The organism is Sphingobium sp. WCS2017Hpa-17, assembly GCF_031843765.1.
Taxonomy (GTDB): Bacteria; Pseudomonadota; Alphaproteobacteria; order Sphingomonadales; family Sphingomonadaceae; genus Sphingobium.
Genome location: NZ_JAVTIV010000025.1, coordinates 35,317 through 50,290, shown reverse-complemented (window position 1 = coordinate 50,290; position 14,974 = coordinate 35,317). Strand labels below are relative to the sequence as shown.

11 protein-coding genes are annotated in these 14,974 nt (G+C 64.4%); 7 read left to right on the top strand and 4 right to left on the bottom strand.

What is annotated here, in order from left to right; all coding sequences use genetic code 11:
- Positions 1-375 precede the first annotated feature (375 nt).
- From RQH62_RS21835 to RQH62_RS21825, 3 genes are all read right to left on the bottom strand, one after another.
- A complete protein-coding gene (locus RQH62_RS21835; RefSeq protein WP_311270760.1) occupies positions 376-1,242 on the bottom strand; it encodes a hypothetical protein in 867 nt (288 codons plus the stop codon).
- 127 nt (positions 1,243-1,369) lie between these two features.
- Positions 1,370-2,266: a pirin family protein gene (locus RQH62_RS21830; protein WP_311270759.1), complete on the bottom strand. Its 897-nt coding sequence runs from the start codon at positions 2,264-2,266 to the stop codon at positions 1,370-1,372.
- A 25-nt stretch (positions 2,267-2,291) separates the two neighbouring features.
- Positions 2,292-2,612: a hypothetical protein gene (locus RQH62_RS21825; protein WP_311270758.1), complete on the bottom strand. Its 321-nt coding sequence runs from the start codon at positions 2,610-2,612 to the stop codon at positions 2,292-2,294.
- A 297-nt stretch (positions 2,613-2,909) separates the two neighbouring features.
- Here RQH62_RS21825 and RQH62_RS21820 point away from each other — a divergent pair, with 297 nt between their 5' ends.
- The 6 genes from RQH62_RS21820 (at position 2,910) to RQH62_RS21795 (ending at position 12,373) form a co-directional block, all read left to right on the top strand.
- On the top strand, positions 2,910-6,281 hold the full coding sequence (locus tag RQH62_RS21820; RefSeq protein ID WP_311270757.1) for a glycosyltransferase: 3,372 nt from the start codon (positions 2,910-2,912) through the stop codon (positions 6,279-6,281).
- Positions 6,278-7,009 (top strand): AcvB/VirJ family lysyl-phosphatidylglycerol hydrolase, encoded by a 732-nt coding sequence (locus tag RQH62_RS21815; protein ID WP_311270756.1) that lies wholly within the window; start codon positions 6,278-6,280, stop codon positions 7,007-7,009. Before RQH62_RS21820 ends, RQH62_RS21815 begins: the two co-directional genes overlap by 4 nt.
- Complete coding sequence (gene mprF / locus RQH62_RS21810) at positions 7,006-9,597, top strand: bifunctional lysylphosphatidylglycerol flippase/synthetase MprF (protein WP_311270755.1); 2,592 nt, start codon at positions 7,006-7,008, stop codon at positions 9,595-9,597. The genes RQH62_RS21815 and mprF overlap by 4 nt, the downstream gene beginning before the upstream one ends.
- 8 nt (positions 9,598-9,605) lie before the next feature.
- On the top strand, positions 9,606-10,289 hold the full coding sequence (locus RQH62_RS21805; protein ID WP_311270754.1) for a winged helix-turn-helix domain-containing protein: 684 nt from the start codon (positions 9,606-9,608) through the stop codon (positions 10,287-10,289).
- Between the two features lie 2 nt (positions 10,290-10,291).
- Entirely contained in the window at positions 10,292-11,647 is a 1,356-nt protein-coding gene (locus RQH62_RS21800) for a HAMP domain-containing sensor histidine kinase (protein WP_311270753.1), read from the top strand.
- Between the two features lie 150 nt (positions 11,648-11,797).
- Positions 11,798-12,373, top strand: a complete 576-nt coding sequence (locus RQH62_RS21795) for a hypothetical protein (protein ID WP_311270752.1) — start codon at positions 11,798-11,800, stop codon at positions 12,371-12,373.
- 104 nt (positions 12,374-12,477) lie between these two features.
- Here the strand turns inward: RQH62_RS21795 and RQH62_RS21790 are convergent, their stop codons facing one another.
- On the bottom strand, positions 12,478-13,380 hold the full coding sequence (locus RQH62_RS21790; protein WP_311270751.1) for an SDR family NAD(P)-dependent oxidoreductase: 903 nt from the start codon (positions 13,378-13,380) through the stop codon (positions 12,478-12,480).
- A gap of 133 nt (positions 13,381-13,513) precedes the next feature.
- Here RQH62_RS21790 and RQH62_RS21785 point away from each other — a divergent pair, with 133 nt between their 5' ends.
- A complete protein-coding gene (locus RQH62_RS21785) occupies positions 13,514-14,944 on the top strand; it encodes an MFS transporter (protein WP_311270750.1) in 1,431 nt (476 codons plus the stop codon).
- Positions 14,945-14,974 lie beyond the last annotated feature (30 nt).

The following is a 14,974-nucleotide window of genomic DNA, read 5'->3' as shown; positions in this document are numbered from 1 at the left end:
CTCGCCCGTCCATATCAACCTTCCCCGTAAGGGTTAACGGGTCGGCCTGCACATCGTCCTTTCCGAGGATTGCTCAGCGTTCACTCACGTTACGGCCTGTACGCTCGCACGGTCACCTACGTGACCGCCATCCGGGGGCTTCAGACATTTCGTCACCTCCATGCCTGCCCCGGTTGCTTCCGGCTGGAGCATCGCCGGGCGGGCCTTTCACCCGCTAGAAAGTGCCGCCTTTGCACGGCGCACACCCTTGTGAGACATTCAGCGGCGATTTTTCGGTCCCCAAGCGCGGACCGGCCGCTTTCCGGCGGCTATCTACGACCAGATGTCGCCGTTCCGCCGCAGACTGAAATGCGTCAGCTTTGTCTGAACCTGCCATTACCCTCTTTCACGTCGTGATTTATCGTAGCGGATCGGCTCGGAACCCAGCGCCGACGATATCGCGCTAATTCTCGATGAGCTGGGAACCGGCAACAGGAACCACGGGACGCGATCCGGGAAAAGCAGCGAACTCAGTATCGCCGTCATCGCCTGCCCCGGCCCAGAAGGTGCTGGGAAGTCTGGCCAGGCTGCTTCAAGTTCGGCGACGCTCCAGACGTCATGTCCGATTTGGAAAACGGAGTTCACGCCACCCGCGATGTGTTCCTCGCCAAAGGTCAGATAGGTCTCGGGAAGATAGGCGTTCAGGGCAAGGTGATCGAGCTGAGCGAGCGAAGAATCGAATTCCTCGGAGAGGTCAAAGAGTCGTGACGCCCTGAGCAATGCCAATACTAGTTCGGTCGGTTGCGCAACGAGTTCGCGGCTCGGCTCAGTCTCTGACCCGGTTCGCATGATGAGATACGAGAGCTGCTTGCTCGGATCGAGGTCGGACCGCGCGACCCGCCCCCGGCAGAGGACCGCTGACGAAAACATGTGACCCAGCAGCCGCTCGCCATGATCCAGCAGACCTGCGTGCGACGACGCCGTGAGCGCGATGAGAACGTCAGGAGCCTGACAATCGCTCATCGACACTAGCGACAGGGAATAAGTCGCGAAGATCCGTGAGTAGAGGTCATTGAGCTTCTCCGCCGCAGTCGACCCGTCATCACCGGCGATCCGGCGGGCGTGAACGGCGAAGCCGGCCCAGCCGAGCAACTTCGACAGCCTCAGGGGAAGACGGTAGAGCTCGCCAAGCCCTCCGTTGATCAGCGCGAACTCGTAGCCTTCAATCGCAGCGACTACGTCGTCCAGTGCTGCCTCCGCCATACCCGCAAGACCGCCGCATGCCCTGGCCAGCCATAGGCCCACGGCCGGCTGTCCTGATCTGGGGAGCAGCGCCACCGCACACGCCGCGCGAACCTCGAGTTCACGGAACCGGTCCCTCGAGCCCAGGTCAGGCCGGGAGCGGGATGAACTCGCTCTCGTCCGGCACTTTGGCGAAGCGCTGCGCCTGCCAGTCGGCCTTGGCCTGCTCGATGCGTTCCGCCGAGGACGAAACGAAATTCCAGTAGATGTTGCGCTTTTCCGGCAACGGCTCGCCACCCAACAGCATCAGCCGCGCCCCGCCTTTCGCCCGCAACACGATCTCCGCGCCGGGCTTGAACACCACCAGTTCGCCAGTTGCAAAGCCGCCGGTCTGGCCGATCACCTCGACCTCGCCCGCCACCACATAGATGGCGCGCTCGATATGCTCGGCCTTCACCTGATAGCGTGCGCCGTCCTGAAGGACGATGTCGGCATAGACCATGTCGGAGAAGGTCTTGACCGGCGACACCAGCCCGTCGGAACTACCGGCGATCAGAGTCAACCGCGTACCAGCATCCTCGATCGTCGGGATTTCCTGCGCCTTGTGATGGGAAAAGCCGGGGTCGGCTTCCTCATGCTGCGTGGGCAGTGCCACCCAGGTCTGGAGACCGAACAGCTTGCCGCCCTTTGCACGATTTTCATCCGATGTGCGCTCGCTATGGACGATGCCGCTGCCCGCCGTCATCCAGTTGACTTCGCCCGGCCGGATCGACTGGACGGAGCCGACGGAGTCGCGATGCAATATCTCGCCTTCCAGCAGATAGGTGACAGTGGCGAGGCCGATATGCGGGTGCGGGCGAACGTCCAGCCCTTCGCCACTATTGAACACCGCCTCCCCCATCTGATCGAAGAAGATGAACGGGCCGACCATGCGACGATGTGTCGAAGGGAGCGCGCGGCGGACGGTAAAGCCGTCGCCCAGATCACGGACCGGCGGCAGGATGATCGTGTCGACGGCGTCGATATCGGAAGAGCGGATGGACATGGGACAGTTCCTTTCGGGAAATGGGTCAGGCGCCGAGCAGCGCCAGCGCTTCGATCTGGGCGCGGGAAAAGCCCTGCGCGGCCAGAGTAGGCACATGGCGCTCGGCCAGTTGGCGGGTGCGGCCTGTCTCGCAGAGGAAATCACGCACCGGATGGAGACGGGCGGGAAGCGGCGCGGGCGCCGCCTTCTTCGCGCCAATCAGAGCATCCACCGCATGACCGATGCGCGACCGCAGCGATCCGGCAGCGCTCGGTTCGCCGCAACCGCAATCGGCAACGGCACTCAGCGCCTGCTGGACATGCTGCCATTCGGCAGGGCTGAGGCGCGGTGTGGCGATGGTCAGCATGGCGAAAACTCCTGATTGGCTATGCGCCCTTCATAGCCAGCGGAGGCTTTTGCGTTCATCCTGATAAATTCCACCATTCCATTCTATAAAGTTGAACAGTGAAGAACTCGACTTGCGATCATCGTCCGACGGAGGTGGGGCGTTCAGTGTAACGGACCTCATGACGAAACTGTAATGATGCGCTCATCCTGCTGACGATCGCACTATCCTATCCACGGTTGCGGTCATTTTCCTCGACCGTGCAGTGAGAGGCGGCGTTTCCCCTGTTGCGCCGCCTCTCCATATCACGGGTGCACGATGCAGAGGCCGATCTTCTACGATGCCAGCGGGCGTCGCCGCCGTTTCACCCTGCCCGCCCTGTTCGTAACGCTGTTTGCGCTCATGCTGGCGGCGGTCGCCTTCGCTTTTACCATAGTCGATGTACCTGTACCCCCTGCCGTACCGCTGCGCATGGAACGCCCGCGCGCCGAAGGCATCGGCCAGAAGCTCGGCCATTTGAGCGCGAAGTTGCGCGCCGGTTTTGCCCATTGGTTGCCCCATGGCGGCTCTGCCATCCCTGCTCATCCGGTTACCGCCGCCTTCTATGTGCCATGGGACGACGCCAGTCGCGCGTCGCTGCGCGAGCATGTGAACCATATCGACTGGATCGCCCCCGCCCTGCTGTCGGTCACCGGTCCCGCGCATCATTTGCAAGTAGCAAGCGATAGCCATTTTGCTGCGATCATCCGTGCGGCTCATCGCCGTCCTAAAATCCTGCCGGTCGTGCAGAATGTCGCCGATGGCGCCTGGGACGGCCAAGGCACCGCCGCCCTGCTGCATGATCGCCGCGCCCGCACGACATTTCTCAATCAGCTTGTCCCGGCGCTAAAGACGCTGCACGCCGCCGGCGTCGTCTTCGATTTCGAGGCGCTGCCGGCTTCTGCGCAACGCGACTATCTGTCCTTCCTGCGACAGGCCGCGCCGATGCTGCGCGACCAGCATCTGCTACTGACGCTGACCGTGCCGGTGGACGACAGCAGCTGGAATCTCGCCCGCTATGGGCAACTGGCCGACCGGCTGTTCCTGATGGACTATGACCAGCATTATATCGGCGACAAGGCTGGCCCGATCGCCGCCCAGCCCTGGTTCGTGCAGCGACTGCGCGCCGCATTGAAGGTCGTGCCGGCCGCCAAAACCATCGTCGCCATTGGCAATTATGCCTATGACTGGACCGACGGCGCGGCCAACGCCGAAACCCTGTCGATCGAGGATGCATGGCTGTCCGCGCACGACAGCGGCGCCCCGATCCGCTTCGATCCGGCATCGGGCAATGCAAGCTTCGACTATCAACAGGATGGGCAGGTCCATCATGTCTGGATGCTGGACGCGGCGAGCGGCTGGAACCAAATCCGCGCCGCGCGGCTGGCCGGCACCGGCGGCATCGCCCTGTGGCGACTGGGGTCAGAAGATCCCGGCTTCTGGTCTGCACTCAAGCAACGCGACAATGCGCCGCCCGCCGCCATAGGCCGGTTGACCAGCTTCAACTCGGTCGATGTCGAGGGCAATGGCGAGATTTTGCGGATCGACGACGTGCCGACCATCGGTCGCCGCACGATCGCCATGGGATCGGGCCGCACCGCCGGCCTCATCACCGACGAGCATTTCGCCAGCCTGCCGACCCCTTATGTCATCCGCCGTACCGGCTATCGCCCGCATGAGGTGGCGCTGACCTTCGATGATGGTCCGGACCCGGTCTGGACGCCGCCGATCCTGAACATCCTGCGCGAGGCGCATGTACCCGCGACCTTCTTCGTCATCGGCGAAAATGCGATGATGCATCCTGGCCTGCTGCGCCAGATCCTCGCGCAGGGCAGCGAGATCGGTAACCACAGCTACACCCACCCCAATCTGGCGCAGGTGTGGGACAGGGGCGTGACGCTGGAACTCAACAGCACGCAGCGACTGGTGGAAGCCTATACCGGCCACGCCATGCGCCTGTTCCGCGCACCCTATTTCGGCGATGCAGAGCCGACCACGGCGGACGAGATCGGGCCGGCATTGCAAGCGCAGCAAGCCGGTTATCTTAACGTCGGCCTGCATGTCGATCCGGGCGACTGGACCCGGCCGGGCGCCGACGCGATCGTTGCACGGACCATCGCGCAGGTAGAAGCCGGCGGCGCGGATCGCTCGGCGCAGATCATCCTGCTGCATGACAGCGGCGGCGACCGGGCACAGACCGTGGCCGCCCTGCCCCGCATCATTGGGGCGCTCAAGGCGCGCGGCTATCGCTTCGTCCCGGTATCGACACTGGCCGGCCTGACGCCGGCGCAGGTGATGCCGCAGGTGCGCGGTGCGGACCTTGCCGCCGTGCGGGTCGATGTCGCCATATTCCTGATCCTCGCCGCCATCGCCATGACGCTCAAATGGCTGTTCTTCGCCGTCATCCTGTTTGGCATCGGTCGCGCGTTGATGCTGGCAGGCCTGGCACTGGGCAGCCGGCTGCCGCGCAACCGCATCGCGCCACCAGCGATCGAGCCGGACCTGTTCGTGTCCGTCATCATCCCTGCCTTCAACGAAGCCAAGGTCATCGAAACATCCGTGCGCCGCGTCCTGTCCAGCGAGCAGGTCAGGCTGGAGGTGATCGTGGTCGATGACGGATCGACCGACGGCACCAGCCGCATCGTCACCGACGCCTTTGCCGGTGACAGCCGCGTGCAATTGCTGACCCTGGCCAATGGCGGCAAGGCGGCGGCGCTCAACCGCGCGCTGGAGCTGGCGCGGGCACCGATCATCGTGGCGCTCGACGCCGATACGCAGTTCGAACCACTGACCATTGCCCGGCTCGGCCGCTGGTTCGCCGATCCGGCAGTCGGTGCCGTCGCCGGCAACGCCATGGTCGGCAACCGCATCAACCTCGTCACCCGCTGGCAGGCGGTGGAATATGTGACGGCACAAAATCTGGAACGGCGCGCGCTGGCCCGGTTCGGCGCGATCACCGTGGTACCGGGCGCGGTCGGTGCCTGGCGGCGGTCGGCGCTGGACGCGGTGGGCGGCTATCCGGTTGATACACTGGCGGAGGATCAGGATCTGACCATCGCCGTGCAGCGCGCCGGCTGGCGCATCGCCTATGATACGGAGGCGGTCGCCTGGACCGAAGCGCCGGAAAGCTTCCGCGCCTTGTCGAAACAGCGCTTCCGCTGGGCCTATGGCACGTTGCAATGTCTGTGGAAGCATCGCGGCATCTGGCGGGAAGGCAAACCGGCCGGCCTTGCCTGGGTCGGCCTGCCCCAGGCCTGGCTGTTCCAGATCGGCTTTGCGATGGTGTCGCCGATCATCGACCTGGCGCTGGTGGTCAGCGCGCTCGATACCACATTGCGCGTCCACCAGCATGGCTGGGCGCAGACCGAAAGCGACGTGCTGCGCATGGCGCTCTACTGGATCGCCTTCACCGCGATCGACATCGCCTGCGGCGCGGTCGCCTATCGGCTGGAGCCGCGCGAGAAACGCTATCCCGCCCTGCTGCTGGTGGGGCAGCGCTTCATCTACCGCCAGATCATGTACAGCGTCGTCATCCGCGCCGTAGGCACCGCCATCCTCGGCCCTTGGGTCGGCTGGGGCAAGCTGGAGCGCAGCGGACGGGTGCAATCGACCGACACGGCCCATGGCGCGGCCTGGAGCAGCGCGTCATGAGCCGGACAACGATCGGCCTGGCGGGCCTCACCGGCGCACTGCTCCTGGCGCTTTGCTATATCGGCTATATCGGCAATGGCGCGCTGTTCGACACGCTGCCGGCCAAGACAGTCCCCCGCCAGCATCAGCCGCGCGCGGTGGCGCTCTATCTGTCGGGCGACATGGGATTTCACGCCGGGCTGGGACCGGATGTCGCCGAACGACTGACACGCCAGGGCATCCCCGTCGTGGCTGAAAACAGCCTGCATTTCTTCCGCACCCGCCGTACGCCCGAAGAAGCCGGCGCAATGATCGCCGATGGCCTGCGCCGCGCCGTCGCCCTCGACCCGGATGCCCGGCTGTTGCTACTCGGTCAGTCCTTCGGCGCGGATGTGATCGCCCCCTCGCTGCCCTATGTCCCAACGGATTTGCGCCGTCGGATCGCCTTCATCGGCCTGATCGTACCCGGCGCAACCCGACAATGGCGCGCTTCTCCCTCCGAAATCTTCTCCTTCAATGAGCCGGCTGAGGACGCAGTGACAGCGGCCCAGCGGCTCAGTTGGACGCCGCTGCTCTGCATCCATGGCGCGGAGGAGATGGAAAGCCTCTGCCCGGCACTACGCCAGCCCAATGTCACCCGGCTGGAACTACCCGGCGGCCACCCGCTGCACCATGATGCCGATGCCGTCAGCGCCGCTTTGTTACAGGGTATCGGGCGTGCCGTAGGCTGGCGCGACGCCGGTCGATGAGCAGCCTTGCGCTTCCGGCCGCTGCCAGCAGGCGTCGGCATCTGCTGTGCTTTGCGCTGCTGTTGCTGGTGGTGATGCTTGCCTTCACAGCACTTGACCATGTCTTCACCGAAATACACTGGCATGATGTCCGCACCGCATTTCATGCCATTTCACCCGCCGCCATCGCCGCCTGCGCATTGCTGACCGGCCTTAGCTATCTTGCACTTACCCTCTATGATCATCTGGCGCTGCGCATCATCGGCAGCGGGATCGGCTGGCGCACGGCGGCGCTAGCGTCCTTTTGCAGCTATACGCTCAGCCATAATCTGGGCCTGGCGATCGTCACCGGCGGGTCGGCGCGGCTGCGCATCTATGGCGCGGCGGGTCTTGGGCCGGGGGACGTCGCGCGCATCATCGCGTCCGCCAGCTTCGCCTTTTGGGGCGGCGTCTTCACTCTCGCCGCACTGGCCATGGCGCTCCATCCCGCGGCCATCGCGCTGGGCGGCTTCGCGCTTGATCCAACCGCACAGCGCGCCATCGGCATCGCCCTGCTAATCGGTGCGATGCTGCTCCTCTCCGCGCTCGGCCCAGCCGCCCGTTCGGTCAACCTCTTCGGCTGGGCCTTGACGCTGCCCAGCAGGGCGCAGGGGCTGGCGCAGATCGGCATCGCCTGCATCGACCTGGCCTTTGCCAGCGCCGCGCTGTTCGTCCTCGTTCCCCATCTCTCCTCTACTCTCTATCCCACTTTCTTCCTGGGTTATGCGCTGGCCATCATCGTAGCGCTGATCAGCCATGTGCCCGGCGGCATCGGCATATTCGAAGGGGTGATCGTCGCCACTTTGCCCAATGTCGACCAGCCAGTGCTGATCGCGGCGCTGATCGCCTATCGCATCCTCTATTATCTGATCCCGCTGTTCGTGGCCGTCATCCTCATCACCGCGCATGAAAGCCATGCCTGGCGACGACCCATACACCAAGTCATGGGTGGCGCGCAGACGCTGGCCCGTGCGATCGCCCCCACCATGTTCGCCGCGCTGGTAGCGGTGGGCGGCACCATCCTGCTTATTTCCGGATCGCTCCCCGCCGTGCCGGGCCGGTTCCGCACCGTGGCGGGCATCATCCCCATGCCCTTTGTTGAGGCATCCCATCTGGCCGCCAGCATGACCGGCGCGATGCTGATCCTGCTCGCATCGGGCCTCTACCGGCGGCTGGATGGCGCCTTCTGGCTGACGCGGCTACTGCTGGTCGCCGGCGCGATCTTCTCGCTCAGCAAGGGGCTGGATTATGAGGAAGCGATCATCCTCCTGTCCATCGCCGCGTTGCTGCAATGGAGCCATGCGGCCTTCTATCGCCGCACCAGCCTGACATCGGCCATATTGACGCCGGGATGGATCGCCACGCTGGGCGTCGCCGTCGGCCTGTCCATCTGGATCGGTTTCATCGCCTATCGCCATGTCGATTATCAAAGCGATCTGTGGTGGCAATTCGGCCGCCATCAGGACGCCTCGCGCTTCCTGCGCGCTGCCTTGACCACCGGCGTAGTGATGGTCGGCGCCGCAATCATAGGATTATTGCGTCCTGCCACCGACCGTCGCGACGATGTGCCGTGCGGCCCGCCCAGCGAAGCCGCGCTCTCCCTCGCCCGTCGGACCGACGCCTGCCTTGCGCTCACCGGCGACAAGCGTTTCCTGACATCCCCGTCCGGTCGCGCCTTCCTGATGTATCAGGTGCAGGGGCATAGCTGGATCGTCATGGGCGATCCGGTCGGCGATCCGGCTGAATGGGGCGACCTGCTATGGCGCATGCGAGAGCGGGCCGACGCCGCGCAGGGACGATTATTGCTCTATCAGCTGAGCCTTGAGTGCCTGCCACTGGCCATCGACCTTGGCCTGTCCATCGTCAAATATGGCGAGGAGGCACGGATTGACCTCAGCACGTTCACGCTGGACGGATCGCAGGCCCGCCCGCTGCGCCACGCCCTTCGCCGGACCGCCCGCGATGGCGCCAGTTTCGAGATCGTCGCAGCTGCGGATGTGTCGACTCTGCTGCCCGAATTGCGCGCCGTGTCCGACGACTGGCTAGCTACCAAGGGCGCGACCGAGAAGAGCTTCAGCGTCGGCCGCTTCGGGGACAGCTATATGACAAAGTTCGATTGCGCGGTCGTGCGCTGCCACGGACGGATCGTCGCCTTCGCCAATATATGGGCGACGGCGGACGGCCAGGAATTGTCCGTCGACCTGATGCGCCACAGCGGCGGCGCGCCACCCGGCGTTATGGACTTCATCTTCACCAGCCTGCTTCTTTGGGGCCGGGCGCAGGGCTATCGTTGGTTCACGCTCGGGATTGCGCCCTTGTCCGGACTGGAAGCCCGCCGCCTGTCCCCACTCTGGGTCAAGGCGGCGGCCTTCCTCTACCGCCATGGCGATGCCTTCTATGGCTTTGGCGGTTTGCGTGCCTATAAGGCGAAGTTCGTGCCGATCTGGGAGCCGCGTTTCATTGCGGGGCCGCAGGGACTTTCGCTGGCGCGGGCGATGGTGGACCTCCAGCGGCTAATCGGCGGCGGGAAAGGCAGCATGGCCGCCCGGATGCGGGAGGCCGGGAAATGAGGACGGTCATGAGCTACAAGGTGCTGCTGGTCGAGGACGACGCCACCACCGCGGACTATATTACCAAAGGGCTGGTGGAAGAGGGCTTTACCGTCGATCGCGCCGACAATGGCCGCGACGGCCTGTTCCTGGCGACCGAGGCTGCGCATGACGCGATCATCCTCGACCGGATGCTGCCGGGAATGGACGGCATGGCCGTACTCGCCGCGCTGCGCGCCGCCGGCATTGAGACGCCGGTCATCATCCTGTCGGCGCTCGCCACGGCCGACGAACGGGTCAAGGGCCTCACCGGCGGGTCGGACGACTATCTGGCCAAGCCCTTCGCCTTTGCCGAATTGCTGGCACGGCTACGCATCATCCTGCGGCGGGGTGGCGGGCAGGCGCCCGAAACGCGCCTGTCCTGTGGCGACCTTGAGGTTGACCTCCTCTCCCGCAAGGTGAAGCGCGGTGCGCGCGCAATCGAGCTGCAACCGCGCGAGTTTCGCCTGCTCGACTACCTACTGCGGCATCAGGGGGAGGTGGTCACCCGCACCATGTTGCTGGAGGGGGTATGGGATTATCATTTCGATCCCGGCACCAATGTCATCGACGTGCATATCAGCCGCCTGCGCCGCAAAGTGGATGAGGAAGGCGAAAGCCCGCTGATCCACACCATTCGCGGTGCGGGCTATCGCCTGAGCGAACAGGGCTGACGATGCGCTGGCGGCAAAGCGTCATCTGGCGGTTCGCCGCGCTCGTCTTCCTGATGCAGATCGCCTGCGTGCTGCTCGCGCTGTGGGCGGTGCACCAGTTCACCAATAATTCGGTGGAGGAAGCGAGCCGCGCGGTGGCCGTCAACCTGCGCGATGATATCGCCGCCACTTATGCAGCGGCAGGATTGCAGGCCGCCGGCGCGACGGTACGCAACCGCATGACCGCCGATCCGGATGACAGTTCGGTCATGCTGCTGATCGGCCCCAATGGTCAGCGCGTCGCGGGGAATATCCCGGCTTGGCCATCCGATATCGGCCCGACGGAAAGCTGGCGACAACTCGACCTGCTGCGCATCGGCCAGAAAGAGCGCGATCCCCAGAGCATCGGCATCGTCAGCACCCAGTTCCCGGATGGCACGCGGCTGCTGACCGGCCATGTCGTGGAGAATGACCTGCGCTTCGGCGGCTATCTGGAGGCGGCACTATTGGGCGCCGTGTTGCTCGCCATACCGCTGGCGGCAGGCGCGGCCTTCTTCTCTGCCGCGATCATCCGGGGGCGATTACGATCGGTGATCGACACCGCCGCAGCAGTCGGCACCGGCGACATGAAGCGTCGCATCATCCTGTCGGGCAGCGGAGACATGTTCGACGCGCTGGGTGAGGAAATCAACGCCATGCTGGAGCGTATCACCGGCCTGGTGGACGAGATGCGGCTGGTGACGGACGGCCTGGCGCATGACCTGCGGTCGCCGCTGACACGCATGCGCGCCGTGTTGGACAATGCGCTGCGCCAGAGCCGGGACGAGGAATCTATTGCAGCACTGGAAAAGGCGCTGGAGGAAGGCGACACGTTGCTGCGCATGCTGGACGCCGCCCTGCTGATCAGCCGGGCAGAGGCGGGTATCGGTCGCGACAGCTTCGGGGCCGTCGATGTGGCCGCCTTGCTTCAGGATTTCCAGGACATGTATGATGCCCTGGCAGAGGACAAGGGCGTGGCCATCAGTGTCGATGCGCCGACCGGCCTGCATATCCGGTCGCACCGTGAAATATTCGGGCAGGTCTTGTCGAACCTGATCGACAATGCGCTGAAATATGGCGGCAACCGCATCTGGCTGTCGGCACGACGGTCCGGCGACATGATCGAGGTTTCCGTCGCGGACAACGGACCCGGCATTGCCGAGGAGCGGCGGATCGAAGCGCTGCGCCGTTTCGCCCGGCTGGACGCAGCCCGCCATATCAGCGGCGCGGGGCTGGGCCTGTCGCTCGCATCGGCGGTGGCGCATATGCATGGCGGCACGCTCACGCTGGGCGATGCCGGGCCGGGTTTGCGGGTCGTGCTGACCTTGCCCGCAGCATGACCTTCGATCCCATGAATCCAGACGCTCGCGCCCTTCGGTAAAGTGCCGACTATGACACTTTACCGAAGGGCAAAGTGTCACGGGCGACAAAATGCGACTCGGCGGAAAAACGGGATTCACAAGCGGGCTGGACTATGCTTGATTCACGATATGTTTCATGCGTCCGTCTCCTCTCGCATCCCCGGTGGCAGCGATTTGTCGCTGCTGCTGGACCAACTGTCCCATTGCTGCTCGCGGCCGCGCTATGCCTTCATGCTGCTGACTCTTATCGCCGATGTGGCAAAAGCGGATGGCAGCGCTGGACCAGAGGTGCGCGTTGGCCAAGGCCTTATTCCGCTCCGTGACTGGCTTTGCGACGCATTGACGCCGATGGGACATCGCGATCCTCGCCGCATGGCACTGGTGGAACGGGTGCGCGAGGAATTGCACCAGGGACAGCGCCTGTCCGGCGAGAGCGCCGTGGACGAAGCTCTGGTGCAGGAGGAAGTCCGGGGCCGCGTGCGTGCATCGGGCAAGACCAACCTCAGCCGCGCCGTCACCGAACTGGTGAAAGCCGGGCTGCTCAAGCGCCATTATCAGGGCTATCGCGTCGATCATCTCAATCGCGGTGCCCAGCGGCAGGCGGTCTATACGCTGATCGGCCGCGCGCGGGTGCTGATCGGTGCGCCAGCGACGCCACGCCGCACGGTCGCCCCGCCACGGCAGGGCGACCTGTTTGCACATTAGAGCATCGTGCGCAAAAGTGGGAACCGGTTTTGCGCCTGAAACGATGCGACAAAAAAATTAGAGCGCGCGACCTGACTCTCATTTAACGCAGCGCGCTCTAAGCGTCAGGCGCGTTCGCGCGCCGATCGCCGGGCTTTCGCGTAATTCTCCCGACGCATGGCCTCAAATCCGACACGCTGGTCGAAACCGGCATCCTGCGGGTAATCGCGGAAGTCCGCCAGTATCTCATCGAAGACCGTTGCCAACTCGTCGCGAAATTCGGGATGGGGGAATATGTGGAAACGATTCTCCTGAACCCCGTCCAATGTGCGAGCGGCGATGACGTCCGGCTCCATACCGAACTGGTGCAATTGCTCCAGCCGTCCGACCGCCGCGCTGTCCACTGGCTTCGCCGCGCCGCTAAGCGCTGCCGGCCGGACTTCGTCGCTGGCATAGATATGGCTCTTCACCAGACCGGGGCAGAGCACCGACACGCCGATGCCGTGCGGCGCCAGACTGTAGCGCAGGGATTCGCTCATGCCGCGCACCGCGAATTTGGTGGTATTGTAGATGCCGGGCGCGCCGCCACACAGGAAACTCGCCATGGAGGCGGTGTTGACGATATGCCCGCCCTGCCCCAGCGCCTTCATGCGCGGGGCGAAGGTCATCACCCCGTTGATGACTCCGTGCAGATTGACGCCCATCACCCAGTCCCAGTCGTCATAGCTGGATTCGTCGATCGTCTGGAACAGGTTGATGCCGGCATTGTTGAAAAGCAGGCTGACTGGCCCCAAAGCGGCCTCCGCCCGGTCGGCGGCTTCAGCGAAACCCGTGCGGGATGCGACATCGAGTTGGACAGCTAAAACGCTTTGATTGTCCAGCGTCTTCATCGCAGCCGCCAGCGCCTCTTCGCGAATATCGGCGATCGCCACCTTGCACCCCTGCGCCAGCAGCGCGCGTACCAGCCCCAGGCCAATCCCGTTAGCGCCGCCGGTCACGAAGGCGGTGCGTCCCGCAAAGTCGAGCATCCTGTTCTCCTATGATTATCTTTGTAACGCGCGTGCATTTTTCGCTCGCCATAATCGTATAGTTCACTTACAAATTCACCAAGCCGAAATTTCATCCCTGTGAACAAAGGGAGAGATGGAGAGGAGAAGGTCAATGGCCCTGGCGCCCGCACCGATTGCGACCGACATGATTTGGGATGGAACGGATGCCGCATCACCCGATGCCACCGCGTCCGCCCGCCCGCCTTATTCGACGGCGGCAGCCTATTGGGCGCTGTTCGTCATCGTCCTTGCCACCTTCGTCACCTTCTTCGAACAGGTGGTGTTCGCCATGCTGGCGGAACGGATCAAGGCCGATTTCGGTCTGTCCGATTCGCAGCTCGGCTTCCTGGCCGGACCGGCCAGCATCATCTGCTATCTGTTCGTCGGCATCCCGCTCGCACGGCTGGCCGACATATTCCCACGCAAATATGTGCTGGCGGGCGGCTCCGCCGCGCTGGGCATCATCACATCGATGGGCGGGCTGGCGCAGAATTTCGGCCAGTTCGTCGGCACTCGCGTCTTTCTGGCGGCGGGGGGATCGGCCCATGCGCCGTCCTCCTATTCGCTGCTGGCCGACGCTTTCCCGCCGCGCATCCTGACCCGCGCCTTTGCGCTGCTGCAATTCGGCTTTATCGGCGGCACCACGCTGGGTCCGGCGATCGGCGGCATGCTGATCGCGATGGCCGCCGGATGGGCGCCGACCCAGCATGGGGGCCTCACCATATTGGGCTGGCAATGGCTGATGATCTGGCTGGGCCTGCCCGCGCTGCTGGTCGCCTTGCTGTTCCTGACCGTCAAGGAACCGCCACGTCAGGCACCGGCAGCCGGCGCCGTCACCCCGCCGACCGGCGGTTCGATTGGCCGTCGCATCCTGACCTTCACCGGCCTCGACGCCGCCAGGGCGATCCATGCCAAACGCCGGGTCTATTATCCGCTGTTCGCCGGACTGGCGCTCAGTGCGGTGGAGGTGTTCGGCCTGCAATTCTGGCGCGTCCCCTTCATGATCCGCACCTATGGCTGGAACGAAGCGCAGATCGGCGCGGTGATGGGCACGATGACGTTGGCGGCTTCGCTGACCGGGCTGCTGCTGGGGGGCATCTTCGTCGAATGGCTGGCCAAGCGCCATGCCGACGCTAATGTTCGCGCCGCCGCCATCTTCTTCGGCTGCGTCACCATCTGCGCCATCCTCGCCCCGCTGATGCCCAACGGCTATGCGTCGCTGGGCGTCGCCAGCATCGGCGCGATGTTCGGCATCGCTGGCGCGGTGCCGCAAAATGCCGCGATCCAGCGCGTCGCGCCCAATGCGATGCGCGGCCAGGTGACCGCCATCTACCTGTTCATGTTCACCTTCTTCGGGGCGATGGGCAGTTTTCTAGTCGGGCTGGTGCAGGACTATATCGTCGGCGATCCCAGCCAATTGTGGAAGTCGCTGGTCATGACCGCCGGCGTGCTGCTGCCGATCGCCACCCTGTGCATGATCCGCGCCATCCGTCCCTACCGTGAGGAAGTGGAGCGGCTGGCCGTCGAGGCATCAAATTCGTAAGTATTACATACAATGATAGGAGAGCAATTC

Coding starts and splice junctions, on each gene's coding strand:
- RQH62_RS21830 (WP_311270759.1), bottom strand. CDS start 2,266: ATGTCCATCCGCTCTTCCGATATCGACGCCGTCGACACGATCATCCTG.
- RQH62_RS21815 (WP_311270756.1), top strand. CDS start 6,278: ATGAGCCGGACAACGATCGGCCTGGCGGGCCTCACCGGCGCACTGCTC.
- RQH62_RS21795 (WP_311270752.1), top strand. CDS start 11,798: ATGTTTCATGCGTCCGTCTCCTCTCGCATCCCCGGTGGCAGCGATTTG.
- RQH62_RS21800 (WP_311270753.1), top strand. CDS start 10,292: ATGCGCTGGCGGCAAAGCGTCATCTGGCGGTTCGCCGCGCTCGTCTTC.
- mprF (WP_311270755.1), top strand. CDS start 7,006: ATGAGCAGCCTTGCGCTTCCGGCCGCTGCCAGCAGGCGTCGGCATCTG.
- RQH62_RS21835 (WP_311270760.1), bottom strand. CDS start 1,242: ATGGCGGAGGCAGCACTGGACGACGTAGTCGCTGCGATTGAAGGCTAC.
- RQH62_RS21790 (WP_311270751.1), bottom strand. CDS start 13,380: ATGCTCGACTTTGCGGGACGCACCGCCTTCGTGACCGGCGGCGCTAAC.
- RQH62_RS21820 (WP_311270757.1), top strand. CDS start 2,910: ATGCAGAGGCCGATCTTCTACGATGCCAGCGGGCGTCGCCGCCGTTTC.
- RQH62_RS21785 (WP_311270750.1), top strand. CDS start 13,514: ATGGCCCTGGCGCCCGCACCGATTGCGACCGACATGATTTGGGATGGA.
- RQH62_RS21825 (WP_311270758.1), bottom strand. CDS start 2,612: ATGCTGACCATCGCCACACCGCGCCTCAGCCCTGCCGAATGGCAGCAT.
- RQH62_RS21805 (WP_311270754.1), top strand. CDS start 9,606: ATGAGCTACAAGGTGCTGCTGGTCGAGGACGACGCCACCACCGCGGAC.